Source organism: Klebsiella sp. 141251, assembly GCF_050600725.1.
GTDB lineage: Bacteria > Pseudomonadota > Gammaproteobacteria > Enterobacterales > Enterobacteriaceae > Klebsiella > Klebsiella aerogenes.
The window spans coordinates 62,265-88,247 of the sequence record NZ_JAQIRG010000002.1 but is presented as its reverse complement, the minus strand read 5'-3'; the positions used below and the strand labels follow the sequence as shown (position 1 = coordinate 88,247).

The window sequence follows — 25,983 nt, the reverse complement described above, 5'->3', positions numbered from 1 at the left end:
GGCGGTAATCATGGCAAGCTACGACCTCGTTGCGCGCTTAAATGACACCTTTCGTGAGCTTGAGCGCGAACTACAAACCTTCAAAGCGTCGCTGAGCCGCTGCCGTCTGCTGGCGGCGCGGGTTTTCGAATTACCCGCGGTGAGTAAAGAGGCGGAGCACGCGCCGCTGGATACCATTCAGGTCACCCAGCACGTCGGGCAAAGCGCGCTGGAGATGGCGCTCAGGCACTACAGCCATCTGTTTATACAGCAGCAGTCGGAAAACCGCAGCAGCAAGGCGGCGGTACGCCTCCCCGGGGCGATTTGCCTGGCGGTTGATACGCAACAGCAGGCAGACCTGCTGGAGAAAATCAGCGCCATTAACGCGCTGAAAGCGGCGTTTGAGAAAATAGTGACCGTCGATTCCGGATTGCCGGCCGCCGCGCGTTTCGAATGGGTTCACCGCCACCTGCCCGGCCTGATTACCCTTAGCGCCTATCGTACCCTGACGCCGCTGCTCGATCCCAGCACCATCCGCTTCGGCTGGGCCAATAAGCATGTGATTAAAAATCTGACCCGCGATGAAGTATTAATGCAGTTAGAGAAGAGCCTGCAATCGCCGCGTGCGGTGCCGCCCTGGACCCGCGAACAGTGGCAAAGCAAGCTGGAACGGGAATTTCAGGATATCGCTGCCCTGCCGCAACGGGCAAAATTGAAAATCAAACGCCCGGTCAAGGTACAGCCGATTGCCCGGGTGTGGTATGCCGGCGAGCAGAAGCAGGTGCAGTACGCCTGCCCCGGCCCGCTGATTGCGCTAATCTCCGGCACCCACGGGGTTAGCGTGCCGGATCTCGGCGAACTTTTGAATTACGATGCTGATAACGTGCAGTACCGCCACAAGCCGCAGGCACAGTCGTTACGATTACTGATCCCGCGTCTGCATTTATGGCTGGCTAGCGAGTAGCGAGGCTGCCAACCATATCCTGCGGGCGAACCCAGCTATCGAATTCGGCTTCCGTCAGGTAACCAAGCGACAGCGCCGCGGCTTTCAGCGTCAGCCCTTCATGGTGCGCTTTTTTGGCGATCTCCGCCGCTTTATCGTAGCCGATATGGGTATTGAGCGCGGTCACCAGCATCAGCGACTCATTCAGCAACTGGTTGATTCGCTCGCGGTTCGGCTCAATACCCACCGCGCAGTGCTCATTAAAGCTCTCCATGCCGTCCGCCAGCAGGCGTACCGACTGCAGGAAGTTGTGGATGACCATTGGCCGATAGACGTTAAGCTCAAAGTTCCCTGACGCGCCGCCGATATTCACCGCCACGTCGTTACCCATCACCTGGCAGCACAGCATCGTCAACGCTTCGCACTGCGTCGGGTTGACCTTGCCGGGCATAATGGAGGATCCCGGTTCGTTCTCCGGAATGGCGATTTCACCTATGCCGCAGCGCGGCCCGGAGGCCAGCCAGCGCACATCGTTGGCGATTTTCATCAGCGAAGCCGCCAGCCCCTTCAGCGCGCCGTGGGCGTGGACCAGCGCATCCACGGTGGCCAGCGCTTCAAATTTGTTGGGCGCGGTGACGAACGGCAGTCCGCTAAGCGACGCCAGTTCCGCCGCCACCCGCACCGCATATTCCGGGTGCGTATTCAAGCCGGTGCCAACCGCCGTACCGCCCAGCGCCAGCTCTGCGAGATGCGGCAGGCTGTGTTCAATATGGCGGAGATTATGTTCCAGCATCGCGACCCAACCGGAGATCTCCTGCCCTAACGTCAGCGGCGTAGCGTCCTGTAGGTGGGTGCGGCCAATTTTAACGATGTCACCGAAGGCCAGCGACTTTTCCTGTAGCGTGGCCCGCAGCGCCTGTAGCTGCGGGATCAGCTTTTCGCGCAGCGCGATTAGCGCCGCGACGTGCATCGCCGTTGGAAAAACATCATTCGAGCTCTGGCTTTTATTGACGTCATCATTGGGATGAATTTTGCGCCCCATGCCGCGCTCGCCGCCAAGCAACTCGCTCGCACGGTTAGCCAGCACTTCGTTCATATTCATGTTGCTTTGGGTACCGGAGCCGGTTTGCCAGATAGCCAACGGAAACTCCTGCGCATGCTTGCCGGCGAGGACTTCATCCGCGGCGGCGATGATGGCGCCCGCTTTATCCGCCGCCAGCAGCCCCAGATCCTGGTTAACCTTCGCCGCCGCGCGTTTGGTCAGCGCCAGCGCGTAGATCAGTTCACCAGGCATTTTCTCCGTTGAGATACGGAAATGCTCAAGCGAGCGCTGGGTCTGCGCGCCCCAAAGTTTATCGGCCGGGACGTCGATGGCGCCCATCGAGTCTTTTTCACTGCGATGCGTTGTCATTACTTTCTCCTTGGATTCAAAGTGCGTCATAGCGACAAAGCTCACCTGCTTAAAGGATTAAGTATTAACCAGATTTATTAGTTGTTTTGGTCGTTCGTGCCGCTAAGCGGCACAAACAAAAACCGCCCCGAAGGGCGGCATCGTTCACTTCACGCAGCGCGAACACTGCGACGTCTGGATCTGCTGGAAGAAGTCGTTACCTTTATCATCAACGAGGATAAAGGCCGGGAAATCTTCCACTTCGATTTTCCAGATAGCTTCCATTCCCAGCTCCGGATAAGCCACGCACTCGAGGCTGCGGATACTCTGCTGCGCGAGAACCGCCGCCGGGCCGCCGATACTACCGAGATAGAAACCGCCGTGTTTGTGGCAGGCATCGGTCACCTGCTGGCTGCGGTTACCCTTGGCCAGCATGATTTTACTCGCACCGTGCGATTGCAGCAGATCGACATATGAGTCCATGCGGCCAGCAGTCGTCGGACCCAGAGAACCGGAAGCGTAACCATCCGGCGTCTTCGCCGGGCCTGCGTAGTAGATCGGGTGATCTTTGACATACTGCGGCAGCGCTTCGCCATTATCGATAAGCTCTTTTAGCTTGGCATGGGCAATATCGCGGGCCACGATGATCGTGCCGCTCAGCGACAGACGCGTCGACACCGGATACTGCGACAGCAGCGCCAGAATCTCGCTCATCGGCTGATTGAGGTTCACCTTCACGGCTTCGCCTTCGCCGGCCTGGCGCAGGTGCTCAGGGATGTATTTCCCTGGGTTGCTCTCCAGTTTCTCCAGCCAAATGCCGTCGCGGTTGATTTTAGCTTTGATGTTACGGTCAGCGGAACAGGAGACTCCCATCCCCACCGGACAGGAGGCGCCGTGACGCGGCAGGCGGACCACGCGGATATCGTGGGCGAAGTACTTGCCGCCGAACTGCGCGCCGAGGCCGAGGTTCTGCGCTTCCAGCAGCAGCTCTTGCTCCAGCTGCACATCGCGGAACGCCTGGCCATGTTCGTTACCTTCGGTCGGCAGACCATCGTAGTATTTGGTCGAGGCCAGTTTCACCGTCTTCAGCGTGGCTTCCGCTGAGGTGCCGCCGATAACAAAGGCGATATGGTAAGGCGGACAGGCTGCGGTACCGAGGGTGCGCATCTTCTCGACGAGGTAGTTTTTCAGCTTCGCCGGGGTGATTAACGCTTTCGTTTCCTGGTACAGATAGGTTTTGTTCGCGGAGCCGCCGCCCTTGGCGATACAGAGGAACTTATACTCATCGCCATCGGTTGCATAAAGATCGATCTGCGCCGGCAGGTTGGTACCGGTGTTGACCTCTTTATACATGTCCAGCGGCGCGTTCTGCGAATAACGCAGGTTGTCCTGGATATAGGTGTTGTACACGCCCTGCGCCAGCGCGGCTTCATCGCCGCCGCCGGTCCAAACGCGCTGTCCCTTTTTCCCCATGATGATCGCGGTACCGGTGTCCTGACAGGTCGGCAGAATGCCTTTGGCGGCGATATCGGAGTTACGCAGGAATTGCAGCGCGACGTATTTGTCGTTTTCGCTGGCTTCCGGGTCGTTGAGGATATCCGCGACCTGCTGCTGGTGTGCCGGGCGGAGCATAAAGGAGGCGTCGTGGAACGCGTGTTGGGCCAGTAAGGTTAGCGCCTGAGGTTCAACCTTCAGAACTTCCTGGCCGGCGAATTCGGCGACGGAGACGTAATCACTGCTGAGGAGATAATACTCGGTGTCATCCTTTTTAAGCGGAAAAGGATCCTGATAAACAAACGGTTTGTTCGACATTGTACTCTCACTTACTGCTTGGCTGATTATGTTTCAGGCAGACACTCCATTTGCCTGTAGAAAAGCGAGTCGATCAATCTTACACAATTTTTTAACAAAAACTGAGACAAGGACGACTTTTTCTTTCAGCAGTTGCTTCTCGACGATTTGTTGGTTTAATAGAGCCAACATTTTTATGTGGAAACAGGGATTGAGAATGCAGAAGCTCATTAACTCAGTGCAAAACTATGCATGGGGAAGTCACACCGCGTTAACCGACCTTTACGGTATCGCCAATCCGGACAACCTGCCGATGGCGGAACTGTGGATGGGCGCACACCCGAAAAGCAGCTCGCGGATCCTTAACGCCGACGGCCAGCCGCAGTCGCTGCGCGAGGTCATTGAAGCCGATAAAAATGCCCTCCTCGGCGCTAACGTCGCCGAGCGTTTTGGCGAACTGCCGTTCTTGTTCAAAGTACTGTGCGCCGCCCAGCCGCTCTCCATCCAGGTTCACCCGAATAAACGCGCGTCGGAAATTGGCTTTGGCAAAGAGAACGCCGCGGGTATTCCGCTGGATGCCGCCGAGCGCAACTATAAAGATCCCAACCACAAGCCGGAGCTGGTCTTCGCCCTGACGCCGTTCCTCGCTATGAACGCGTTCCGCGAATTTAATGAAATTGTCGCGCTGCTGCAGCCGGTTGCCGAGGCGCATCCGGCAATTGGCGAATTCATTCAACAGCCGGATGCCGCGCATTTAAGCCAGCTATTCGCCAGCCTGCTGAATATGAAAGGTGAAGAAAAAGCGCATGCGCTCAGCGTGCTGCAAAACGCCCTCGACCGCCAGCAGGGCGAGCCGTGGCAGACCATTCGTCTGATCGCTGAATTCTACCCGGATGACAGCGGCCTCTTCTCCCCGCTACTACTCAACGTGGTGAAACTGAATCCTGGCGAAGCGATGTTCCTGTTCGCCGAGACCCCGCACGCCTACCTGCAGGGCGTGGCGCTGGAAGTGATGGCCAACTCAGATAACGTGCTGCGCGCCGGTCTGACGCCAAAATACATCGATATTCCGGAACTGGTGGCGAACGTGAAATTTGTCGCCAAACCTGCCGCTGAGCTGCTGACCCAGCCGGAACAACGCGGTAGCGAGCTGGATTTCCCAATCCCGGTCGATGATTTCGCCTTCTCGTTGCACGATCTGACCACTAATGAGGCCTCTCTGGCGCAAGAGAGCGCCGCGATTCTGTTCTGTGTGGAAGGCGAAGCAACGCTGCGTAAAGGCGAGCAGCGTCTGACCCTGCAGCCGGGTGAATCGGCGTTTATCGCCTGCAACGAATCGCCGGTACAGGTCAGCGGCAACGGTCGTCTGGCGCGCGTGTTCAATAAGCTTAAGTAAGTTACTGAACTTTTAATCCGCAGTTGCTAGACTTCCCCCATCATGACAACACAACCAGGCGGCATGTTCCGCCTGGTTTCATTTATGGACAAATGCTATGAAAAAAACGTTGGTCGCCGCGGGAGTTATCGTCGCGCTCGGAGTCGTCTGGACAGGCGGAGCCTGGTTTACCGGTAAGCAACTGGAAAACCGTATTGCCGAAATGGTGCAGCAGGCGAATGCCCAACTGCAGAGCAACGCGCCGGAAGCGGGCGTAGAGCTGAGCTATCAGGACTACCAGCGCGGGTTATTCAGCAGCCATCTGCAATTGGTGGTAAAGCCGCAGGCCGGTAAAGAACACAGCCTGTTGGCCGCCGGTCAAAGCCTGGTGTTTGACGAGAAGGTCGATCATGGTCCCTTCCCGCTTGCCTCGTTAAAATCTTTTAACCTCGTGCCGGCAATGGCCTCCGTCAACACCACCCTCGTGAATAACGACGCCAGCAAAGCGCTGTTCGATATTGCTAAAGGGCAAGCGCCGTTCAACATCGACACCCGTATTGCCTACAGCGGCGATACCCAGTCGGCCATCTTCCTTAACCCGCTGGATTACGCTAAAGACAATGAAAAAGTTATCTTTAGCGGCGGCCAGTTCCAGCTCAATGCCGATCGCGATGGCAAAACTATCAGCCTGAGCGGCGAAGCGGCCAGCGGGCAGATCAACGCGGTCAACGAATACAACCAGAAAGTTCAGCTCAATTTCAGCAACCTGAAGGCTGACGGCGCCACCGAAATGACCGCTTTTGAGGAGCGTATCGGCAAGCAGAAGATCTCGCTTGATAAACTGGCGATCGGCGTTGAAGGTAAAGAGCTGGCGCTGCTGGAAGGCATGAATATCGACGGCCGCTCTACGCTCTCCGATGACGGCAAGCGTATCAATAGCCAGCTTGATTACAACCTTAACAGCCTGAAACTGCAAAACCAGGATATGGGCCGCGGCAAACTCACCGTTAAGCTGGATAATCTCGACGGACAGGCGTGGCATCAATTCAGCCAGCAGTATAACGCCCAGGCACAGGCGCTGATGGCGAAGCCAGAGCTGGCGCAGAATCCGGAACTCTATCAGCAGGCGTTAAGCGAAATCTTCTTTAGCTCGCTGCCGATTCTGTTGAAAGGTAATCCGTCGCTGACGATTTCCCCGCTGAGCTGGCAAAATGCGAAAGGCGAAAGCACCCTGAATCTGTCGGTGCTGATGCAGGATCCGGCGCAAACGACCGCCGCGCCGCAGACCGTCGCCGATGAACTGGACCGCAGCATTAAATCGCTGGACGGCAAGCTGGTGATCCCGGTGGATATGGCCACCGCTCTGATGACGCAGATTGCCGGGCTGGAAGGCTATCAGCCGGAGGATGCGGCGAAACTTGCCGATCAGCAGGTTAAAGGGCTGGCGGCGATGGGCCAGATGTTCCGTCTGACCACGATGGAAGATAACGCGATTACCTCCAGCCTGCAGTACGCCGACGGCCAGGTCACGCTAAACGGGCAGAAAATGCCGCTGGCTGATTTCGCCGCCATGTTCGGCCTGACGCTCCCCACCGCCGAACCGCAGCAGTAAAAACACGTACCGGGCTGCAATCAGGTTACCCGGGCAAGGCGTAAGCCGCAGCCCGGGAACCACCTTAATCGATGGCGGCCCCTATTTTCTAATAACCAGCCGCGGCGGCATAATCTGATTACGCGCGCTGCCTTGCCCCTCCTCGAGGCGGCGTAAAATACACTCCGCCAGACTGTTCCCCATCTCACGCGCGGGGGTGATCACCCAGGTCAAGGGAACATCATCGAGCGCCGCTTCCGGCACTTCGGCAAAGGCCGCCAGCGCGATGCGTTGCTCAAAATAACTTTCCACGCTGCCCTCGCCGCTCTGCCGCCCGGCGCGCAGAAGACCGAACCACGCCCCGGTGGCGATGACGCTGTTATAGCAAAGCACCGCGCTGATGGTCGGGTTTTGCCGCAGCAGCGCGATCATGGCTTCCGCCGCCTGCTGCTGACTGGATCCACACTCGACAACCCATTCGCTATGAAACGGCAGCCCGTACTTCAATAAGGTGGCGCAATAGCCGCCCACCCGTTCGGCGCGGGTCAGGGACGCGCTTTGCCCGCCCAGCCAGGCGATGCGCTGATGACCGCGGCGAATCAGATGTTCAGTCACCATTTGCGCCGCCTGCATGTTATCCGGGCGGATCAGGTCGATATCGTCCAGGTAGCTGGCGCGGGAGGCAAAAACCAGCGGCATCCCCACTTCGGCGGCACGATCGCGCAGTTCGCCGCCCTTGTCGATAGCGCCGGCGATAATCACACCGTCCACCCCCTGCGAGACCAGCGTTTCAAAACGCTGGAGCATTTTCTCGCCGCGATGCCCGCCCTGGGTCAGAAATACCATTTTACCCTGTGATTCCAGCGCATCGGTCAACCCGGCGGTTAGTTCGGCATAAAACGGTTTCGACAGATCGCTAACGATAAGGCCAATCACCCCGCTTTGCCCGCCGCGGAGCGACGCCGCCTGGCGATTACGCACAAAACCGAGTTGCTCAATGGCCTGATTGACGCGCTCGCCGGTGGCCGAAGAGATACGCCCTTTACCGCTGAGCACCAGCGATACCGTACTAACCGAGACGCCAGCCGCCAGCGCCACATCATTGATGGTTGTCTTTTTTGCGATAGCCATAACGACTGGCTGACTCCCTTTGCCTTTCGATAAAACGTTTTATCAGTATGTTATCTTTATAAACCTTATTATCGCTTGATTATGTGATTTTTATCGCACTAAAAAATGGTAAAACGTTTTATCTTGCCGCTACGTTACATCCTATCGACCCTTTTCAGAACCAGGATTCGTGTATGACGGCGAAAACAGCACCAAAAATTACCTTATGGGAGTTTTTCCAGCAGTTAGGAAAAACCTTTATGTTGCCCGTGGCGTTGCTCTCGTTTTGCGGGATCATGCTGGGGATCGGCAGCTCGTTAAGCAGCCACGATGTGATTACGCTGCTGCCGTGGCTAAACGTGCCGCTGCTGCAGGCGATTTTTGTCTGGATGAGTAAAGTCGGCTCATTTGCTTTTAGCTTCCTGCCGGTCATGTTCTGTATCGCTATTCCGCTCGGCCTGGCGCGTGAAAACAAAGGCGTCGCCGCTTTCGCGGGCTTCGTCGGCTACGCGGTAATGAACCTCGCGGTTAACTTCTGGCTGACGGCGAAAGGCATTCTGCCAACGACCGACGCGGCGATCCTCAAGGCCAACAACATTCAGAATATTATCGGTATTCAGTCGATCGACACCGGGATCCTCGGAGCGGTTATCGCCGGGATTATCGTCTGGATGCTGCACGAACGCTTCCACAACATCCGTCTGCCGGACGCGCTGGCCTTCTTTGGCGGCACGCGCTTTGTGCCTATCATTACCACCGTGGTGTTAGGCCTGGTCGGCCTGGTTATTCCACTGGTGTGGCCGGTGTTCGCGATGGGTATCAACGGACTAGGACATGTTATCAATAGCGCCGGCGATTTTGGCCCGATGATCTTCGGCACCGGAGAACGCCTGCTGCTGCCGTTCGGCCTGCATCATATTCTGGTGGCGCTGATCCGCTTTACCGAAGCGGGGGGCACCATGGACGTTTGCGGCCACAGCGTCAGCGGCGCGCTGACCATCTTCCAGGCGCAGTTGAGTTGTCCGACGACGCACGGCTTCTCTGAAAGCGCGACCCGCTTCCTGTCACAGGGTAAAATGCCAGCCTTCCTCGGCGGCCTGCCCGGCGCGGCGCTGGCGATGTACCACTGCGCCCGCCCAGAAAACCGTCATAAAATTAAAGGGCTGCTCATTTCTGGCGTCATTGCCTGCGTAGTCGGCGGTACCACTGAACCGTTGGAATTCCTGTTCCTGTTCGTCGCGCCGGTACTGTACGTCATCCACGCCCTGCTGACCGGCCTTGGTTTCACTATCATGGCGGTACTTGGCGTCACCATCGGCAACACCGACGGCAACATTATCGACTTCGTGGTCTTTGGCATCCTGCACGGGCTGTCGACCAAGTGGTATATGGTGCCGGTTGTCGCCGCCATCTGGTTCGCGGTGTACTACGGTATCTTCCGTTTCGCCATCACCCGCTTCAATCTGAAAACGCCGGGCCGCGATATCGAAACGGCGACTAACATCGAAAAAGCGGTTGCCGGAACGATTGGCAAATCAGGTTATAACGTGCCGGCGATTCTGGCCGCGCTCGGCGGTGCCGACAATATTGTCACGCTCGATAACTGCATTACCCGCCTGCGCCTGTCGGTGAACGACATGAGCAAAGTCGATACCGCCGCGCTGAAAGCCAACCGCGCAATCGGCGTGGTCCAGCTTAACGATCACAACCTGCAAGTGGTCATCGGCCCACAGGTTCAGTCGGTAAAAGATGAAATGGCCACCCTGATGAATACCGTTCAGGCCTAAACATACGCCCCCTTCCACGCGTAGGGGGCATTTTCGAAGGACGTTCAGATGTTTGATTTTGCCACGCCAGTCGATCGCCACGGTACCTGGTGCACCCAATGGGATTACGTTGCCGACCGTTTCGGCGCCGCCGACCTCCTGCCGTTCACTATCTCTGATATGGATTTCGCTACCGCCCCTTGTATTATCGACGCCGTCAGCCAGCGCCTGGCGCACGGCGTTTTTGGCTATAGCCGCTGGAAAAACGACGAATTTCTCGGGGCCGTCAGCCACTGGTTCGCCAGCCGTTTTCATAGCCCCATCGACCACGACGCCATCGTTTACGGCCCGTCGGTTATCTACATGGTGGCCGAAATGATCCGGCAATGGTCGAATCCGGGGGACGGCATCGTGGTCCATACTCCGGCTTACGACGCGTTTTACAAAACTATCGACGGCAACCAGCGCCGCATTGCCCCGGTGGCGCTCAAGCTTGATGAGGGTGAGTGGCGTTGCGATATGAACGAACTGGAAGCCGCGCTCGCCCATCCCGACAACCGCATTTTGCTGCTGTGCAGCCCGCACAATCCGACGGGCAAAGTCTGGAGCCGCGATGAACTGACCACCATGGCGCAACTGTGCGCGAAGCATAACGTCCGGGTTATTAGCGATGAAATTCATATGGATATGACCTGGGGCGAACACCATCATACCCCCTGGTGCGCCGTTGCGCAGGGGTCCTGGGCGCTGTTCACGTCGGGCTCAAAAAGCTTCAATATCCCGGCATTTACCGGCGCCTATGGGCTCATCGCCGATACTGCTTCGCGCGATGGCTATCTGCAAGCGCTGAAAGGCCGCGATGGACTATCTTCTCCGTCGGTTCCGGCGCTGGTCGCGCATATCGCCGCCTATCGTCAGGGCGCGCCATGGCTGGATGCGCTACGCGATTATCTGCAGGAAAACATGCGCTATATCGCCGGGCAGCTGAATCAGGCCTTCCCGCAGCTAAACTGGCAGCCGCCACAGGCCACCTATCTGGCGTGGATCGATCTGCGTCCACTCGGTATCGACGATCGCGCGCTGCAAAAAGCGCTGATTGAAGAGCAAAAACTCGCGATCATGCCGGGTTATACCTATGGCGAAGAGGGTAACGGTTTCATCAGGCTAAATGCCGGATGCCCGCGGGTGAAGCTTGAGAAAGGGGTTCAAGGATTGATTGCCGCTCTGCGGTCATTGCGCCCTCAATTAAAATAATTTTGATATATCTCAAAAACTTTTTAACCACACAGGAGTATTAAAACAACGCTAAACAATCACGTCCGAATGACAATGCAGAGGAGGAAATGATGAAAACCTACGATCGTAACCGTAATGCTATTGATGCCGGCAGCCGGGTCATGGTGGCCGACAGCGGCGCGACGGGAGTGATTAAGGCTATTCATGGCGCCAATAAAAACAGCGAACAGCTGCGCCGCAGTGACTGCGTAGAATTAGACGGTAGCCATGAATTGTATTGCCCATTGAATCTTATTCGCCTGGGCTTTAATTAATTCCAGCGTTGTTGATTTAAGGCCGCCCTGACTGGCGGCCTTTTTCATGAGGCATTCTTCCCGCTTTTGATCTCGTCGAGTGATTCTGAAAGCTAAGCGGCGTATTATCGCGGCTCTTCAAGCCCTTTCGGGGCGAATTACCTTCTGAGTTCAGAGGCATTTCTATGACATGGCAACAATTCAAACAAGCCTGGCTAATTAAGTTTTGGGCGCCAGCGCCTGCGGTGATCGCCGCCGGTATTCTTTCTACTTACTATTTTGGCATTACCGGTACATTCTGGGCAGTCACCGGCGAATTTACCCGCTGGGGCGGCCAATTGCTGCAGATGATGGGCGTTCCGGCCGAAAACTGGGGTTACTACCAATTAATTCATCTCGAAGGTACGCCGTTAACGCGTATCGACGGCATGATGATCCTTGGCATGTTTGGCGGCTGCCTGGCCGCCGCGCTGTGGGCGAATAACGTCAAGCTGCGGATGCCGCGTAGCCGCATTCGCATTTTCCAGGCGCTGGCCGGCGGCATTATCGCTGGCTTCGGCGCCCGGCTGGCAATGGGTTGTAACCTGGCGGCTTTCTTCACCGGGATCCCGCAGTTTTCCCTGCACGCATGGTTCTTCGCCATCGCCACCGCTATCGGGACCTGGTTCGGCGCGCGCTTTACGCTGCTGCCTGTTTTCCGTATCCCGGTCAAAATTGAGAAAGTCTTCGCGGCCTCACCGTTAACTCAAAAACCCGCGCAGGCGCGTCGCCGCTTTCGTCTGGGAATGCTGGTATTTGTCGCTATGATCGGCTGGGGGCTACTGACCGCCGCCAATCAGCCTAAACTGGGCCTGGCCCTGCTGTTCGGCGTTGCTTTTGGCCTGCTCATCGAGCGAGCGCAAATCTGTTTCACCTCCGCCTTTCGCGATATGTGGGTGACCGGGCGCACCTATATGGCCAAAGCAATCATCTTCGGGATGGCAGCCAGCGCTATCGGTATCTTTAGCTATGTGCAGCTCGGCATGGAGCCCAAAATCATGTGGGCCGGGCCGAACGCGGTAATTGGCGGCCTGCTGTTCGGTTTTGGCATCGTACTGGCCGGTGGTTGCGAAACCGGTTGGATGTATCGCGCCGTTGAAGGCCAGGTACATTATTGGTGGGTCGGGTTAGGCAACGTTATCGGCTCCACCCTGCTGGCTTACTTCTGGGATGATTTATCGCCGACGCTTGCCACCAACTGGGATAAGATTAACCTGCTGACGACTTTTGGTCCGTTCGGCGGCCTGCTTATCACCTACCTGCTGCTGTTTATCGCGCTGATGTTGGTCATCGCCTGGGAAAAACACTTCTTTCGCCAGAAAAACACTTCGGCGACCCGTATTAAGGAAACCGCATGAAAGAGATCGTTCCTGATTACCGCCTCGATATGGTTGGCGAACCTTGCCCCTACCCAGCAGTGGCCACGCTTGAAGCGATGCCGGCACTAAAAAAAGGGGAAATACTGGAAGTGGTGAGCGACTGTCCGCAGTCAATCAACAACATCCCGCACGATGCTAAAAATCACGGCTATACCGTGCTGGATATTCAGCAGGACGGGCCGACAATCCGCTATCTGATTCAAAAGTGACGCGAGGGGCCGGTAGCACGCTACCGGCTGTCATTACTTGCCCGCCATCCAGCGCCGATAACGTTTAGCCTGCCGTTTCGCCGTCAGTTGCGCCGTCAGCAGCGCCCATAGCGGTGAGACCTGCGGCCGCGCCGCGCGGTGGCGGCTTAGCCGCTGCAGCTGATATTTCACCGCCGCCATATGCGCGGTGGCGGCAATGGCCTTGTTCTTCCAGTTACCCTGACGCAGCAGTGGCGCATCGAACTCCCCCTCACGCCAGTACTGCGGCAGACTGGGGACAATCGCCATCGCCGTGGCGATCCCCACCAACGCAACTCCGCTATTCACCACCCTTTCCGCCACTTCACGCCGCCGCACGCCGCCGGTGACCATTAAAGGAATCGTCGCCACTTCGGCGATCTGCTCGGCAAACTGCAGGAAGTAAGCTTCCCGCGCCAGCGTCCGCTCATCGCGCATGGCGCCCATCATCGCCGGCGCTTCGTAGCTGCCGCCGGAAAGTTCGACCAGATCGACGCCGCTTTCCGCCAGCATTTGCACCACCCTCTTCGCATCGTTAATCGAAAAGCCGCCGCGCTGGAAATCCGCTGAATTGAGTTTGACCGCAACGGTAAAATCCGCCGCCACCGTCTCGCGTACGCCGCGCACGATATCCAGCAGTAGACGGGCGCGATTTTCAATGCTCCCGCCATACCGATCGGTGCGCTGATTGCTGAGCGGCGAGAGGAACTGGCTCAGCAAATAACCGTGGGCGGCATGGATTTCGACGCCGTGAAATCCAGCGCGTTCCGCTAGCCGGGAGGTGGTGATGAACCGTCGCGTCACATCGGCGATATCCTTCTCATCCATGGCCCGCGGCAGGCGAAAGCGCGAAGATTGCGACCCAAGATCCAGCGCCAACGCCGAAGGGGCCAGCGTCGTCTGTCCCAGGCCTGCAGGCATCTGTCGCCCAGGATGATTGATCTGCATCCACACCTGCGCGCCATTCGCCCGCGCCGCCTGCGACCAGGCGCGGAACCTGTCGAGATGTCGTTCATCTTCCAGCACCACGCCCGCCGGGCCGGTCATCGCCCTGGCGTCCACCATCACATTGCCGGTAATAATCACCCCGGCGCCCCCCTGCGCCCAGGCCTTATAGAGAGTGAGTAATTCCGTTGACGGCGCATGATCGGCATCGGCCATATTTTCTTCCATCGCCGCTTTAGCGATGCGGTTGTTAATGACGACGCCAGAGGCCAGTCGCAGCGGAGTAAAGAGTGTCATGTCAGGGTTCCAGTCAGTGTACTGGACAAACCATAACCTTAAAGTTAAGTTTAAGGTCAAGCAGCTTATGAGGAATAAAAATGAACATCGGTACTCTGGCAAAACGCAGCGGCCTTACGCCTTCGCGGATCCGTTATTACGAGCGCGCCGGGATCCTCAAAACCGTGCAGCGTAAAGCCAATGGCTATCGCAGCTATCCGGAAGAGGCGCTGGTGTTGCTGGGATTGATTACTACCGCACAGGCGGCGGGATTTACTCTTGAAGAAATCGCCGCCCTGTTACCGTCCGATCTCAACCACTGGGACCGACAAACGCTTCTCACCACCCTGCAACAAAAAGTGGCGGATATTGAAAAACTGGAACAGAAACTCGCGCACAGCAAAGCGCAGCTGATAAGCGTTATTGATGAGATACAACAGAAGCCGGATGACATTGACTGCGCCGCTAATGCGCGGCGCGTGTTAACTCAGGTGCTGGATGCACAGAACCAGACCGCGAGGGAAGAATAGCTACCAGCCTTTCACCGCATCACCTTTATACAATTCGGCGGCGGCATTGGCGACTTCGTCGGTCTGATAGGCTTTCACCAGGTTCTTTACCTTTGCGCTGTCTTTATTATCTTCACGGCTGGCGAAGATATTGACGTACGGCGAATTTTTATCCTCAATGAACAGACCATTGCGCGTCGGCGACAGGCCAATCTGGCTGGAAAAGGTGGTATTAATGATAGCCGTGGTCACCTGTTTATCATCCAGCGCGCGGGTCAGCTGCGGCGCTTCAATCTCGACGATTTTCAGCTTCTTCGGGTTTTTCACGATATCCAGCGCGGTTGGCAGCAGGCCAACCCCCTCTTTCAGAGTGATGAGTCCCTGCTTCTCCAGCAATAACAGTGAGCGTCCAAGGTTGGTTGGGTCGTTAGGCACCGCCACCTGGGCGCCGTCCGGAAGCTGTGAAATGGCGGTGATTTTCTTTGAATAAGCGGCTATCGGATAGACAAATGTGGTACCGACATCTACCAGCTTATAGCCGCGCTCCTGAATCTGTTTATCCAGATAAGGTTTATGCTGGAAAGCATTGATATCGAGATCGCCATTGTTCAGCGCCTCGTTTGGCAGGACGAAGTCATTGAAAGTCACCACCTCGACATCGAGGTTATATTTTTGTTTGGCGACCTTTTGCACCACCGCCCAGACTTGCTGGTCTATCCCCGCGCTAATCCCCACTTTAATATGATTCGGATCCTGATCTTTTGGCCCACAGCCCGCCAGCAGCAATGCGCCAGCGAAAACCAATGAATGCGTCAAATTTTTCAGAGTAAATGCCATTTTCCCAGCGTCCTTTATAAAATAGCCTGCTAACGATGGCAGGAATAGTAGTCCGTGATACTATATAAAAGCGGAATATTAAGATTAAATACTGATTCTCTATGACTAATAGCGAAATGCTATTGATAAGTCGCCGCGCTGTTTTACTCCCTGCCAGTTCAACCGCGATATCTGACGCTGAAGCAATATTTTGTAACACTTGAAACACTGTTCCAACACCATTACACACATTAAAATTAAGCCTATATAATTAGCATTATAATAAATAGATATGTGAACGTTTTATATACACCAACCGTATATGAAGCCGTCTCACGCGCGCACACGACCCACAAGGAAAACCATGGAGCTTCTGGATTTGCTCAGAACCATTTTTGAGCGAGTACGTACTGATGCGGATTTTATTTCATTTACTGAAGTACTTATTGAAAATAATGTCTCTTATTACATTTATTTTGTCGCTACCGGGAATGTGAATTTTGTTATGTCATCAGATACTTTCGTTTCCCTGAAAAGCAACAGAAAGTTGCTGCGTGTTAACTCGCAGGCCTGCAGAACGCTTACCCGAGAAGCTGCGCGACGCCACTTTAGCGGTATCACCCCTTTTGATATCTATTGCGCTGAATTGGCAAATGCAGGGGTATTCAAGTGGGTGGTTGATCTTAATGAAAAAACGCGCCATTACTGGTCAAAAGATAATACGTTATTGCATATGGAAAATATGATTCTGCCATTTTAATCGCAGAAATTATTAAACGCTCATCCGGATATTCAGGCGGCCCGCAGTTAGTTTTGTGGCGGGCAGTCCATCAGCCGAATTGCGCAACAAAAAGAAAAAATGGCTCTTTATTTGCGCAAAAACAGACTTTGTTCAAGTCATCTCTCTGTATCAACAGGATTTTTTCCCTACTTTTAAACAGTTCCGCTGCTGATGTATAATATCGTGCACTTCAACTAAAAAACGAGTGCGTCCATGATTGATTCAACTTTGCCTTTAACTGACATTCACCGCCATCTTGACGGCAACATCCGTGCCCAAACCATTCTCGATCTTGGCCGCCAGTTCAATATTACTCTCCCGGCAGACACGCTTGAAACGCTGCGTCCGCATGTGCAGGTCACCAGCAATGAACCAGACCTGGTCAGCTTCCTGGCGAAACTCGATTGGGGCGTGAAGGTGCTGGCTTCTCTGGAAGCCTGCCGGCGTGTTGCCTGGGAAAACGTTGAAGACGCCGCGCGCAATGGCCTGCACTACGTTGAGCTGCGCTTTTCTCCGCGTTATATGGCGATGACCCATCAGCTGCCGGTCGCCGGCGTCGTCGAAGCGGTGATTGCCGGAGTACGTGAGGGCTGCCGTGATTTTGGCGTCGAAGCGCGTCTGATTGGCATCATGAGCCGCACCTTCGGCGAAGCGGCCTGTGAAGAAGAACTCGACGCCCTGCTGGCCCATCGCGATGGTATCACCGCGCTGGATCTGGCTGGCGATGAGCTGGGATTCCCTGGCGCGCTGTTTATGGATCATTTCCGCCGCGCACGTGACGCGGGTTGGCGTATTACCGTCCACGCAGGTGAAGCCGCCGGGCCGGAAAGTATCTGGCAGGCTATTCGTGAACTGGGCGCCGAACGTATCGGTCACGGGGTGAAAGCGGTGCAGGATCCGAAGCTGATGGACTTCCTCGCCGCTGAACGTATTGGCATTGAATCCTGCCTGACATCAAACATCCAGACCAGTACCGTCGCCTCACTGGCGCAGCACCCGCTGAAGACCTTCCTCGATCACGGCGTTCTGGCCTGCATTAACACCGATGATCCGGCGGTACAGGGTGTGGATATCATTCATGAGTACAATGTCGCCGCACCGGCGGCGGGCCTCAGCCGTGCGCAGATCCGCCAGGCGCAAATTAACGGTCTGGAGCTGGCGTTCCTGAGTCGTCAGGAAAAAGAGGCGCTAATGCAACGCGTCCTGCAGGCTAATTAAGTCAAAGCTCCGCCGCACAGGCGGAGTAAGCGGTTAAATCAGGCACAGCGCCGTCCGGTGCCGTGCCGATTCAATCCCCAGCTCAATCAGTTCCATAATCTGAATCGCCTGGCTTGCGGGTACCGGGTTTTCACCGCTGCCGTTGAGCGCATCGCGGATCGCCGCATAATAAGCGGGATAATTTCCCGGCAGCGTCAGCCAGGTTTCCTCGACGCGCTCTTCACCTTCAACGCGGGTCAATATGCCGTCGCGCATATCGTAGCCCCAATCCTCTTGCGGCAGCCGCTCGCCGCTTTTCAAACGCTCTTCCTGCGGATCGAGACCATATTTCACATAGCTTCCTCGTGAACCATGGACGATATAACGCGCCGTTTCCGCCGCCGCCAGCAGCGTACTGTGCAAAATCACGCGTCGTTGCGGATAAATTAACACCGCGTGGAAATAATCCGTCGCCTGAGCGCCGGGGCGCTGCTGCGCCAGATCGACGGCAATACTCACCGGCAGGCCAAACAGATTGACCGCCTGATCCAGCAGATGAGGGCCTAAGTCATACCAGATACCGCTGCCAGGGCCGCCTAGCTCACGCCAGCGATCGCGAATTTGCGGACGATAGCGATCGAAATGTGATTCAAAGTAACTGACCTCTCCCAATTCCCCAGCGGCAATTAAGGCCTTCAGTGTAAGAAAATCGCTATCCCAACGCCGGTTGTGAAATACTGATAACAGACGCCCACGGCTTCTGGCGATGGCATCCAACTCACGCGCTTGTGACAGTGTCACGGTAAAAGGCTTATCAACAATGACGTGTTTGCCCGCCTCCAGCGCCGCTCGCGCCAGCGGAAAATGAGTATCGTTGGGGGTCGGAATGACAATGAGATCGATATCGGGGTCAGCAAAGAGCGAATTCGCGGAAGCCACCACCTGGGTCGCCGGCCAGTCTGCCAGCACTTTCTGCGCGTCGCTACTGACCACAGCCGACAGCGCCATACCCGGCGTACCGGAAATCAGAGGCGCATGAAATGTCTTGCTTGCATAACCGTAGCCTATCAGCCCTACCCGTATAGCATCACTCATGGCGTCATCCTCACAGGCAACATGACTTTAACTATAAACCGCAATCTTCCACTTATCAGTGTACGGTGTTCATCTTTGCGCCATTTGCGCAATGCATGGGCGGTAGTACTTGCGTTGTTTCCGCGGTTTAGTAACATTTCAGTCCATTTTAACTTTCTGCTTTAGAATTATGACGACTGTTTTTACCCGCATTGTAGAACTTATTGGTTGGGTTGTTTTTGGCGTTTCGGCTGTGCTGTTGGTGGTTGCGCATCAAATCGATGATTATCAGTCCCCGCCTCCGGCCAGCACCGTTCAGGCGAAGTAACGGCAAAAAGTGATACTCGCCGCAAATCTGCAACCGGTTTCGGAAACCGGTTGCAGATTTGTCGCGCCATTCAATACACTCTCTTTATCACTTGATAAGGAGTTTTTTTGATGGGCGCATTTCCGCAAGATTTTCTCTGGGGGGCCGCAACGGCCGCCTACCAGGTTGAAGGCGGGCACGATGCCGATGGCAAAGGCCCTTCTATTTGGGATATCTACTCGCACCAGCCAGGAACCACCTTTCAGGGCACCAATGGCGATATCGCAGTAGATCACTACCATCGTTTTCGTGAAGATGTCGCCCTGATGGCGGAAATGGGGCTCCAAAGCTACCGCTTTTCTATCTCCTGGCCACGGTTATTGCCTCGTGGCCGCGGCGAAGTCAATGAACCCGGCGTACAGTTTTACAGCGATCTGATCGACGAACTGCTGGCGCACAATATCGAACCGATGATCACCCTTTATCACTGGGATTTGCCGCAGGCATTGCAGGACGAAGGCGGTTGGGAGGCCCGCAGCACCTCGGAAGCCTTCGCTGAATACGCACGTCTGTGCTATCAGCGCTTCGGTTCCAGGGTCAAACTGTGGGCCACCTTTAACGAAACTATCGTATTTATTGGCCACGGTTATATAAATGGCTGCCACCCACCGGCGGTACGCGACCCGGCGCGCGCCATCCAGGCCTGTCACCATGTCTTTATCGCCCACGCGTTGGCCGTTAAGAGCTTTCGTGAAATGAACATTGACGGTCAGATTGGTTTCGTTAATGTCCTGCAGCCCCATACGCCGTTGACGCCAAGCGCGGAGGATATTAAGGCCACTGCGTTGGCCGATGCTATTCATACCCACTGGTTCTACGATCCGGTACTGAAAGGCGTCTATCCAGACGATTTGCTTCGTCAGGCTCAGGCGCTGTGGAATGTACCGCGCTTCGCCCCGGGCGATGATGCGCTGCTTAAGGAAAACCGCTGTGATTTTATTGGCCTGAATTATTACCGTCGGGAGACGGTCTCCGCCACGCCGCAGGAGGGTCCAGGCGTCGGCGAGTCCGGCGTAGATGGATTATTTTATTTCGTCCGCAATCCGCAAAGTACTTATACTGAATGGGGTTGGGAAATTTGGCCGCAGGGATTAACCGACGGCATCATGATGATAAAAGAGCGCTATGGCGATATCCCAATCTATATCACCGAAAATGGTTTGGGGGCAAAAGATCCGATAATTGACGGTGAAATTGTCGACGATCCGCGAATTGACTATCTGAGTAGCCACATTAATGCGCTGGAAAAAGCAATAGCATTAGGTGCGGATGTCCGTGGTTTTTACCCGTGGTCCTTTATTGACCTGCTAAGCTGGCTCAACGGTTATCAGAAGCAGTACGGTTTTGTCTACGTCGATCACCAGCAGAACCGCGCTCGCAAACGAAAAAAGAGTTATTTCTGGTATCAAAACGTTATTGCCAGCCGAGGCGAACAGCGTTAATCTTCCCTCCCAGGCGCCGTCCGGCGCCTGATCTGGTTGTAGAATATTCTTAAATTTCTTTTTACGATGCCAGGACCCTAATCAGTTCTTGTTTTTAGTATTGGCAACCGAAATAATTCCGCCGGCCCATCAAGAAGGCGCTGTTAGTTGAAACACGGTTTACAGAAAATTGGTAATATTCGACTTAATTCCGATTATTAAATGGATACACAAATGACCGTACAGGATTATTTATTAAAATTCCGCAAAATTAGTTCGCTGGAAAGCCTGGAAAAACTTTTTGATCATCTTAACTATTCTCTCTCTGACACCAATGAAATCGTCAACATGTATCGCGCCGCCGATCACCGCCGCGCCGAGTTAGTCTCTGGCGGAAAACTGTTCGATGTAGGCCAGGTGCCGAAGTCGGTATGGCGTTACGTGCAATAAAGGCTGTTATCATTCACGCCAGTTGCTTATACTTCCCGCCCTGAAATTAACTAACTGGCGTTGAATCCGGGGGTTACGATGTCCTCTCAATCTGCAGAACGTATCGGCGGCTGGCTACTGGCGCCGCTGGCGTGGTTACTGCTCGCGCTGTTCAGCACCTCTCTATCATTAATACTGTACGCGAATGCGCTGATGGCGCCGCAGACCTGGGCATTGCTGAAAGCAATGAGCTTCGGCCACCTGGCGCTATGGCTGGCTTCCCTGCTGTTCGCCGTCGCGATGTGGTATTATACCCTGTGGCTGACAATCGCTTTTTTCAAACGCCGCGCGGTGGTACCTAAGCACTACATTATCTGGCTGCTTATTTCTCTGCTGCTGGCGATTAAGGCGTTCGCTTTTTCGCCGATTTCGGATCTTCTGGCCATGCGCCAGCTGTTGTTTCCGTTGCTTGCCGCAGCGTTGTTTGCGCCCTATTTTCGACGCTCTGCGCGGGTTAAGCGGACCTTCGTCAATCCGTAATAACCACACAGTTCACCTGTTGTCGCCGGTATCGATTTATTCGATAATAGGCGGCTTTTTTTCGTTTCAGGTCCAATAATGGCTGATTATTTACTGCTCTTTGTCGGTACTGTCCTTGTTAATAACTTCGTGCTGGTGAAGTTTCTTGGATTGTGCCCGTTTATGGGGGTTTCCAAAAAGCTGGAAACCGCTATGGGGATGGGACTGGCCACCACCTTCGTGATGACGCTGGCCTCGATTTGCGCCTGGTTGATTGATACCTGGATCCTTATCCCGCTGAACCTTGTTTATCTGCGCACCCTGGCCTTTATCCTGGTCATCGCAGTGGTGGTGCAATTTACCGAGATGGTGGTCCGTAAAACCAGTCCGGCGCTGTATCGTCTGCTGGGGATCTTCCTGCCGTTAATCACCACCAACTGCGCGGTGCTGGGCGTGGCATTGCTGAATATTAACCTCGGGCATAATTTCCTGCAGTCCGCGCTGTACGGTTTCGCCGCTGCCGTCGGTTTCTCGCTGGTGATGGTGTTATTCGCCGCCATTCGCGAACGCCTGGTGGTTGCCGATGTTCCCGCGCCGTTTCGCGGTAACGCGATTGCGCTGGTGACCGCTGGATTAATGTCACTGGCATTCATGGGCTTTAGTGGTTTGGTGAAGTTGTAATGAGCGCTGTCTGGATAGCCGTGATCGCCATCAGCCTGCTCGGGCTGATTTTCGGCTTAATACTGGGATACGCGTCGCGCCGTTTTGCGGTGGAAGACGACCCGGTGGTAGAAAAAATTGATGAACTGCTGCCGCAAAGCCAATGCGGTCAGTGCGGTTTTCCGGGCTGCCGTCCCTACGCGGAAGCCGTAGGCACCCAGGGTGAAAAAATCAACCGCTGCGCCCCCGGCGGCGAAGCAGTCATGTTAAAAATCGCCGCGTTATTGAATGTCGATCCGCAGCCTATTGACGGCGACGAGCAGCAGCAAGAGCCGGTTCGCATGTTGGCGGTGATTGATGAAGCCAACTGCATTGGCTGCACCAAATGTATTCAGGCCTGTCCGGTCGATGCCATCGTTGGCGCGACCCGCGCCATGCATACGGTAATGAGCGACCTGTGTACCGGCTGTAATCTCTGTGTGGCCCCCTGCCCGACTCAGTGTATTGACCTGCGTCCAGTCGCCCAGACCACCGAAACCTGGAAATGGGACCTGCAAACCATCCCAGTACGCAATATTCCTGTGGAACAACATGTTTAAGTTATTTTCCGCTTTCCGAAAAGACAAGATCTGGGATTTCAACGGCGGTATTCATCCGCCGGAAATGAAAACTCAGTCCAACGGCACGCCGCTGCGTCAGGTTCCTCTGCCGCAGCGTTTCGTCATTCCGCTGAAGCAGCATATCGGTGCTGAAGGCGAACTGTGCGTACAACCGGGCGATAAGGTTCTGCGCGGCCAACCGTTGACCCGCGGTTTTGGCAGAATGCTGCCGGTCCATGCCCCAACTTCCGGGACGGTGACGGCCATCGAGCCTCACTCGACCGCCCATCCTTCCGCGCTGGCGGAACTGAGCGTTATTATCGACGCCGATGGCGATGACTGCTGGATCGAGCGCGACGGCTGGAGCGACTACCACAACAAATCGCGTGAAGAACTGATCGAGCGTATCCACCAGTTTGGCGTTGCCGGGCTAGGCGGCGCCGGCTTCCCCACGGGAACAAAACTGCGCGGCGGCGGTGATAAAATCGACACCCTGATTATCAATGCCGCGGAATGCGAACCCTATATCACCGCCGACGATCGCCTGATGCAGGACTGCGCGGCGCAGGTCGTTGAAGGGATCCGCATCCTTGCGCATATTTTGCAGCCCAAACAGGTGCTGATTGGTATCGAAGATAATAAACCGCAGGCCATTTCCATGCTGCGCGCGGTATTATCCGACGCCCATGGCATAGCGCTGCGGGTAATCCCAACGAAATATCCCTCCGGCGGCGCGAAGCAGCTCACGCAAATTCTTACCGGTAAGCAGGTGCCGCACGGCGGCCGCTCCTCCGATATTGGCGTCCTGATGCAGAACGTTGGTACCGCTTATGCTGTTAAACGCGCGGTTATTGACGGCGAGCCGTTAACCGAGCGCGTCGTCACTTTAACCGGCGAAGCGATTAGCCGTCCGGGCAACGTTTGGGCGCGCCTGGGTACGCCGGTGCGTCATCTGCTGAGCGATGCCGGTTTCTGCGCCAGCGCGGAGCCGATGGTCATCATGGGCGGGCCGCTAATGGGCTTCACTTTGCCCTGGCTTGACGTTCCTGTCGTGAAAATCACTAACTGCCTGCTGGCGCCGTCGATAACTGAGATGGGCGAAACGCAGGAAGAACAAGGCTGTATCCGCTGCAGCGCCTGCGCGGATGCCTGCCCGGCAGATCTACTCCCCCAGCAGCTGTATTGGTTTAGTAAAGGCCAGCAGCACGATAAAGCCACCACGCATAACTTAGCGGACTGCATCGAATGCGGCGCCTGCGCCTGGGTTTGTCCCAGCAATATTCCACTGGTGCAATATTTCCGCCAGGAAAAAGCGGAAATAGCCGCCATTCGCCTGGAAGAACAGCGCGCCGCCGAGGCGAAAGCTCGTTTTGAAGCGCGACAGGCACGTCTTGAACGTGAAAAAGCCGCGCGTCAGGAGCGGCACAAAAAAGCGGCCGTACAACCGGCGGCGAAAGATCAGGATGCCATTAACGCCGCGCTGGCCCGCGTACGCGATAAGCAGCGTGACGCGGCGCAGCCGATTGTCATTCAGTCCGGCAGCAAACCGGACAACAGCGAAGCGATTGCCGCCCGCGAAGCGCGTAAAGCCGAGGCTCGGGCGCGCAAAGCCGAACAGCAAGCCGCTGTTGAATCAACAGCCGAAGCAAGCGATCCGCGCAAAGCGGCCGTTGAGGCCGCTATCGCCCGTGCCAAAGCGCGCAAAGCCGCGCAGCAGGCTGAGAACGTCGCACCTTCTGCCGAAAGTGAAACACCGGTTGAGGCTGTCCCCGCGGTCGACCCGCGTAAAGCCGCCGTTGAAGCCGCTATCGCCCGTGCCAAAGCGCGCAAAGCCGCGCAGCAGGCTGAGAACGTCGCACCTTCTGCCGAAAGTGAAACACCGGTTGAGGCTGCCCCCGCGGTCGACCCGCGTAAAGCCGCCGTTGAAGCCGCTATCGCCCGTGCAAAAGCGCGTAAGGCCGCACAGCAGGTTGAGAACGTCGCACCTTCTGCCGAAAGTGAAACACCGGTTGAGGCTGCCCCCGCGGTCGACCCGCGTAAAGCCGCCGTTGAGGCCGCTATCGCCCGTGCCAAAGCGCGAAAGGCAGCACAACAAGCAGAACAACAATCCACGCCGGATGCCGCCAATGACGATCCGCGTAAGGCGGCCGTCGCGGCAGCTATCGCTCGCGTTCAGGCGCGTAAAGCAACACAGCAGGCAGTTAACGAGGAATAAATGGTTTTCAGAATTGCAAGCTCCCCTTATACCCACAACCAGCGCCAGACCTCGCGAATTATGCTACTGGTGCTGCTGGCGGCGATCCCTGGTATTATCGTCCAGAGCTGGTTTTTCGGCTGGGGTACCCTGTTGCAGATTATCCTCGCGGCCTTCACCGCATGGGGAACCGAAGCGGCTATTCTCAAGTTGCGCAAACAAAATATAGCGGCAACCCTTGCGGATAACTCCGCCCTGCTGACCGGGCTGTTGCTGGCCGTCAGTATTCCGCCGCTGGCGCCGTGGTGGATGGTGGTGTTAGGCACCGCCTTTGCGGTGGTGATTGCCAAGCAACTGTACGGCGGATTAGGGCATAACCCCTTTAACCCGGCGATGATCGGCTATGTTGTTCTGCTGATCTCTTTCCCGGTGCAGATGACCTCCTGGTTACCACCGCATGAGATTTCCGCTCAGGTGCCTGGTTTTATGGATGCGCTGCAGGTTATTTTCAGCGGCCATACCGCCAGCGGCGGCGATATGAACAGCCTGCGTATGGGAATCGACGGTATCAGCCAGGCCACGCCGCTGGATACGTTTAAAACGTCCCTGCATGCCGGACACAGCGCAAAAGAGATCCTGCAGTATCCAATTTACGGCGGCCAACTAGCTGGTCTCGGCTGGCAGTGGGTTAACCTCGCCTGGCTGGCTGGCGGTCTGTTCCTGCTTTGGCAAAAAACCATTCGCTGGCATATTCCGGTAAGCTTCCTGTTAAGCCTTGCCGTTTGCGCCACTCTCGGCTGGATTTTCTCACCGGAAAGCCTGGCATCGCCGCAGATGCATCTGCTTTCCGGCGCCACCATGCTTGGAGCGTTCTTTATCCTTACCGATCCGGTGACGGCATCCACTACCAACCGCGGACGCCTGATTTTCGGCGCGCTGGCAGGTTTACTGGTGTGGCTAATCCGCAGCTTCGGCGGTTATCCGGACGGCGTCGCCTTCGCCGTGCTGCTGGCGAATATTACCGTCCCATTGATTGACTACTACACGCGTCCGCGCGTGTATGGCCACCGTTGAGGA

25 protein-coding genes are annotated in these 25,983 nt (G+C 55.8%); 19 read left to right on the top strand and 6 right to left on the bottom strand.

The annotated features are described in order from the left end of the window. The first annotated feature begins 10 nt into the window (after positions 1-10). Positions 11-943: a DNA replication terminus site-binding protein gene (gene tus / locus PGR09_RS04960; RefSeq protein WP_047077715.1), complete on the top strand. Its 933-nt coding sequence runs from the start codon at positions 11-13 to the stop codon at positions 941-943. On the opposite strand, the gene fumC is transcribed toward tus, so the two are convergent. Further along, positions 933-2,333, bottom strand: a complete 1,401-nt coding sequence (gene fumC, locus PGR09_RS04955; protein WP_213797294.1) for a class II fumarate hydratase — start codon at positions 2,331-2,333, stop codon at positions 933-935. The two genes, tus and fumC, sit on opposite strands and share 11 nt — an antisense overlap. A gap of 144 nt (positions 2,334-2,477) precedes the next feature. Then, on the bottom strand, positions 2,478-4,124 hold the full coding sequence (fumA, locus tag PGR09_RS04950; protein WP_032714392.1) for a class I fumarate hydratase FumA: 1,647 nt from the start codon (positions 4,122-4,124) through the stop codon (positions 2,478-2,480). Between the two features lie 196 nt (positions 4,125-4,320). On the opposite strand from fumA, the gene manA reads away from it, so the two are divergent. After that, on the top strand, positions 4,321-5,499 hold the full coding sequence (gene manA, locus PGR09_RS04945) for a mannose-6-phosphate isomerase (protein WP_430915853.1): 1,179 nt from the start codon (positions 4,321-4,323) through the stop codon (positions 5,497-5,499). A gap of 97 nt (positions 5,500-5,596) precedes the next feature. Further along, positions 5,597-7,090 carry a YdgA family protein gene (locus tag PGR09_RS04940; protein ID WP_045392417.1) on the top strand — a complete coding sequence of 498 codons (1,494 nt, stop codon included), beginning with the start codon at positions 5,597-5,599 and terminating at the stop codon, positions 7,088-7,090. Between the two features lie 81 nt (positions 7,091-7,171). Here the strand turns inward: PGR09_RS04940 and PGR09_RS04935 are convergent, their stop codons facing one another. Continuing rightward, positions 7,172-8,200 carry a Mal regulon transcriptional regulator MalI gene (locus PGR09_RS04935; RefSeq protein WP_047064914.1) on the bottom strand — a complete coding sequence of 343 codons (1,029 nt, stop codon included), beginning with the start codon at positions 8,198-8,200 and terminating at the stop codon, positions 7,172-7,174. 173 nt (positions 8,201-8,373) lie between these two features. Here PGR09_RS04935 and malX point away from each other — a divergent pair, with 173 nt between their 5' ends. From malX to yedF, 5 genes are all read left to right on the top strand, one after another. After that, the gene (gene malX, locus PGR09_RS04930) at positions 8,374-9,966 is read left to right on the top strand and encodes a maltose/glucose-specific PTS transporter subunit IIBC (protein ID WP_045392419.1); all 1,593 of its coding nucleotides are present in this window, start codon (positions 8,374-8,376) and stop codon (positions 9,964-9,966) included. A 48-nt stretch (positions 9,967-10,014) separates the two neighbouring features. Then, positions 10,015-11,199, top strand: a complete 1,185-nt coding sequence (locus PGR09_RS04925; protein WP_396279733.1) for a MalY/PatB family protein — start codon at positions 10,015-10,017, stop codon at positions 11,197-11,199. Between the two features lie 92 nt (positions 11,200-11,291). Continuing rightward, positions 11,292-11,495, top strand: a complete 204-nt coding sequence (ydfZ, locus tag PGR09_RS04920) for a putative selenium delivery protein YdfZ (RefSeq protein WP_015705242.1) — start codon at positions 11,292-11,294, stop codon at positions 11,493-11,495. A gap of 164 nt (positions 11,496-11,659) precedes the next feature. Continuing rightward, positions 11,660-12,871 carry a selenium metabolism membrane protein YedE/FdhT gene (gene yedE / locus PGR09_RS04915; RefSeq protein ID WP_047064916.1) on the top strand — a complete coding sequence of 404 codons (1,212 nt, stop codon included), beginning with the start codon at positions 11,660-11,662 and terminating at the stop codon, positions 12,869-12,871. After that, positions 12,868-13,101, top strand: a complete 234-nt coding sequence (gene yedF / locus PGR09_RS04910; RefSeq protein WP_015366840.1) for a sulfurtransferase-like selenium metabolism protein YedF — start codon at positions 12,868-12,870, stop codon at positions 13,099-13,101. Before yedE ends, yedF begins: the two co-directional genes overlap by 4 nt. 33 nt (positions 13,102-13,134) lie before the next feature. Here the strand turns inward: yedF and PGR09_RS04905 are convergent, their stop codons facing one another. Further along, positions 13,135-14,361 carry an NADH:flavin oxidoreductase/NADH oxidase family protein gene (locus PGR09_RS04905; RefSeq protein WP_213797296.1) on the bottom strand — a complete coding sequence of 409 codons (1,227 nt, stop codon included), beginning with the start codon at positions 14,359-14,361 and terminating at the stop codon, positions 13,135-13,137. Positions 14,362-14,441: 80 nt separating this feature from the next. On the opposite strand from PGR09_RS04905, the gene PGR09_RS04900 reads away from it, so the two are divergent. Then, complete coding sequence (locus tag PGR09_RS04900) at positions 14,442-14,870, top strand: MerR family transcriptional regulator (protein ID WP_047042814.1); 429 nt, start codon at positions 14,442-14,444, stop codon at positions 14,868-14,870. Here the strand turns inward: PGR09_RS04900 and metQ are convergent, their stop codons facing one another. Then, complete coding sequence (gene metQ / locus PGR09_RS04895) at positions 14,871-15,686, bottom strand: methionine ABC transporter substrate-binding lipoprotein MetQ (protein WP_430915852.1); 816 nt, start codon at positions 15,684-15,686, stop codon at positions 14,871-14,873. It lies immediately after the preceding gene. Between the two features lie 343 nt (positions 15,687-16,029). On the opposite strand from metQ, the gene PGR09_RS04890 reads away from it, so the two are divergent. Then, positions 16,030-16,425 carry a DUF1398 domain-containing protein gene (locus tag PGR09_RS04890; RefSeq protein ID WP_045392431.1) on the top strand — a complete coding sequence of 132 codons (396 nt, stop codon included), beginning with the start codon at positions 16,030-16,032 and terminating at the stop codon, positions 16,423-16,425. Between the two features lie 234 nt (positions 16,426-16,659). Next, a complete protein-coding gene (gene add / locus PGR09_RS04885) occupies positions 16,660-17,664 on the top strand; it encodes an adenosine deaminase (RefSeq protein ID WP_047064920.1) in 1,005 nt (334 codons plus the stop codon). 33 nt (positions 17,665-17,697) lie between these two features. Here add and PGR09_RS04880 read toward each other — a convergent pair whose 3' ends face one another. Further along, a complete protein-coding gene (locus tag PGR09_RS04880) occupies positions 17,698-18,738 on the bottom strand; it encodes an oxidoreductase (protein ID WP_045392435.1) in 1,041 nt (346 codons plus the stop codon). Between the two features lie 169 nt (positions 18,739-18,907). Between PGR09_RS04880 and blr the strand changes: the two genes are divergently transcribed. The 8 genes from blr (at position 18,908) to rsxD (ending at position 25,980) form a co-directional block, all read left to right on the top strand. Continuing rightward, complete coding sequence (blr, locus tag PGR09_RS04875) at positions 18,908-19,045, top strand: division septum protein Blr (protein ID WP_015366847.1); 138 nt, start codon at positions 18,908-18,910, stop codon at positions 19,043-19,045. A gap of 110 nt (positions 19,046-19,155) precedes the next feature. Beyond that, on the top strand, positions 19,156-20,526 hold the full coding sequence (locus PGR09_RS04870) for a GH1 family beta-glucosidase (RefSeq protein ID WP_047077708.1): 1,371 nt from the start codon (positions 19,156-19,158) through the stop codon (positions 20,524-20,526). A gap of 213 nt (positions 20,527-20,739) precedes the next feature. Next, complete coding sequence (gene ydgT / locus PGR09_RS04865; RefSeq protein WP_015366849.1) at positions 20,740-20,955, top strand: transcription modulator YdgT; 216 nt, start codon at positions 20,740-20,742, stop codon at positions 20,953-20,955. A gap of 78 nt (positions 20,956-21,033) precedes the next feature. Beyond that, complete coding sequence (locus tag PGR09_RS04860; RefSeq protein ID WP_047042807.1) at positions 21,034-21,474, top strand: DUF2569 domain-containing protein; 441 nt, start codon at positions 21,034-21,036, stop codon at positions 21,472-21,474. 78 nt (positions 21,475-21,552) lie between these two features. Next, a complete protein-coding gene (rsxA, locus tag PGR09_RS04855; protein WP_015366851.1) occupies positions 21,553-22,134 on the top strand; it encodes an electron transport complex subunit RsxA in 582 nt (193 codons plus the stop codon). Further along, a complete protein-coding gene (rsxB, locus tag PGR09_RS04850) occupies positions 22,134-22,712 on the top strand; it encodes an electron transport complex subunit RsxB (RefSeq protein ID WP_045392444.1) in 579 nt (192 codons plus the stop codon). The genes rsxA and rsxB overlap by 1 nt, the downstream gene beginning before the upstream one ends. Next, on the top strand, positions 22,705-24,927 hold the full coding sequence (rsxC, locus tag PGR09_RS04845; protein ID WP_315710243.1) for an electron transport complex subunit RsxC: 2,223 nt from the start codon (positions 22,705-22,707) through the stop codon (positions 24,925-24,927). Before rsxB ends, rsxC begins: the two co-directional genes overlap by 8 nt. Beyond that, entirely contained in the window at positions 24,928-25,980 is a 1,053-nt protein-coding gene (gene rsxD, locus PGR09_RS04840; RefSeq protein WP_047042802.1) for an electron transport complex subunit RsxD, read from the top strand. It begins immediately after the preceding gene. Positions 25,981-25,983: the final 3 nt, after the last annotated feature.

Coding starts and splice junctions, on each gene's coding strand:
- tus (WP_047077715.1), top strand. CDS start 11: ATGGCAAGCTACGACCTCGTTGCGCGCTTAAATGACACCTTTCGTGAG.
- fumC (WP_213797294.1), bottom strand. CDS start 2,333: ATGACAACGCATCGCAGTGAAAAAGACTCGATGGGCGCCATCGACGTC.
- fumA (WP_032714392.1), bottom strand. CDS start 4,124: ATGTCGAACAAACCGTTTGTTTATCAGGATCCTTTTCCGCTTAAAAAG.
- manA (WP_430915853.1), top strand. CDS start 4,321: ATGCAGAAGCTCATTAACTCAGTGCAAAACTATGCATGGGGAAGTCAC.
- PGR09_RS04940 (WP_045392417.1), top strand. CDS start 5,597: ATGAAAAAAACGTTGGTCGCCGCGGGAGTTATCGTCGCGCTCGGAGTC.
- PGR09_RS04935 (WP_047064914.1), bottom strand. CDS start 8,200: ATGGCTATCGCAAAAAAGACAACCATCAATGATGTGGCGCTGGCGGCT.
- malX (WP_045392419.1), top strand. CDS start 8,374: ATGACGGCGAAAACAGCACCAAAAATTACCTTATGGGAGTTTTTCCAG.
- PGR09_RS04925 (WP_396279733.1), top strand. CDS start 10,015: ATGTTTGATTTTGCCACGCCAGTCGATCGCCACGGTACCTGGTGCACC.
- ydfZ (WP_015705242.1), top strand. CDS start 11,292: ATGAAAACCTACGATCGTAACCGTAATGCTATTGATGCCGGCAGCCGG.
- yedE (WP_047064916.1), top strand. CDS start 11,660: ATGACATGGCAACAATTCAAACAAGCCTGGCTAATTAAGTTTTGGGCG.
- yedF (WP_015366840.1), top strand. CDS start 12,868: ATGAAAGAGATCGTTCCTGATTACCGCCTCGATATGGTTGGCGAACCT.
- PGR09_RS04905 (WP_213797296.1), bottom strand. CDS start 14,361: ATGACACTCTTTACTCCGCTGCGACTGGCCTCTGGCGTCGTCATTAAC.
- PGR09_RS04900 (WP_047042814.1), top strand. CDS start 14,442: ATGAACATCGGTACTCTGGCAAAACGCAGCGGCCTTACGCCTTCGCGG.
- metQ (WP_430915852.1), bottom strand. CDS start 15,686: ATGGCATTTACTCTGAAAAATTTGACGCATTCATTGGTTTTCGCTGGC.
- PGR09_RS04890 (WP_045392431.1), top strand. CDS start 16,030: ATGGAGCTTCTGGATTTGCTCAGAACCATTTTTGAGCGAGTACGTACT.
- add (WP_047064920.1), top strand. CDS start 16,660: ATGATTGATTCAACTTTGCCTTTAACTGACATTCACCGCCATCTTGAC.
- PGR09_RS04880 (WP_045392435.1), bottom strand. CDS start 18,738: ATGAGTGATGCTATACGGGTAGGGCTGATAGGCTACGGTTATGCAAGC.
- blr (WP_015366847.1), top strand. CDS start 18,908: ATGACGACTGTTTTTACCCGCATTGTAGAACTTATTGGTTGGGTTGTT.
- PGR09_RS04870 (WP_047077708.1), top strand. CDS start 19,156: ATGGGCGCATTTCCGCAAGATTTTCTCTGGGGGGCCGCAACGGCCGCC.
- ydgT (WP_015366849.1), top strand. CDS start 20,740: ATGACCGTACAGGATTATTTATTAAAATTCCGCAAAATTAGTTCGCTG.
- PGR09_RS04860 (WP_047042807.1), top strand. CDS start 21,034: ATGTCCTCTCAATCTGCAGAACGTATCGGCGGCTGGCTACTGGCGCCG.
- rsxA (WP_015366851.1), top strand. CDS start 21,553: ATGGCTGATTATTTACTGCTCTTTGTCGGTACTGTCCTTGTTAATAAC.
- rsxB (WP_045392444.1), top strand. CDS start 22,134: ATGAGCGCTGTCTGGATAGCCGTGATCGCCATCAGCCTGCTCGGGCTG.
- rsxC (WP_315710243.1), top strand. CDS start 22,705: ATGTTTAAGTTATTTTCCGCTTTCCGAAAAGACAAGATCTGGGATTTC.
- rsxD (WP_047042802.1), top strand. CDS start 24,928: ATGGTTTTCAGAATTGCAAGCTCCCCTTATACCCACAACCAGCGCCAG.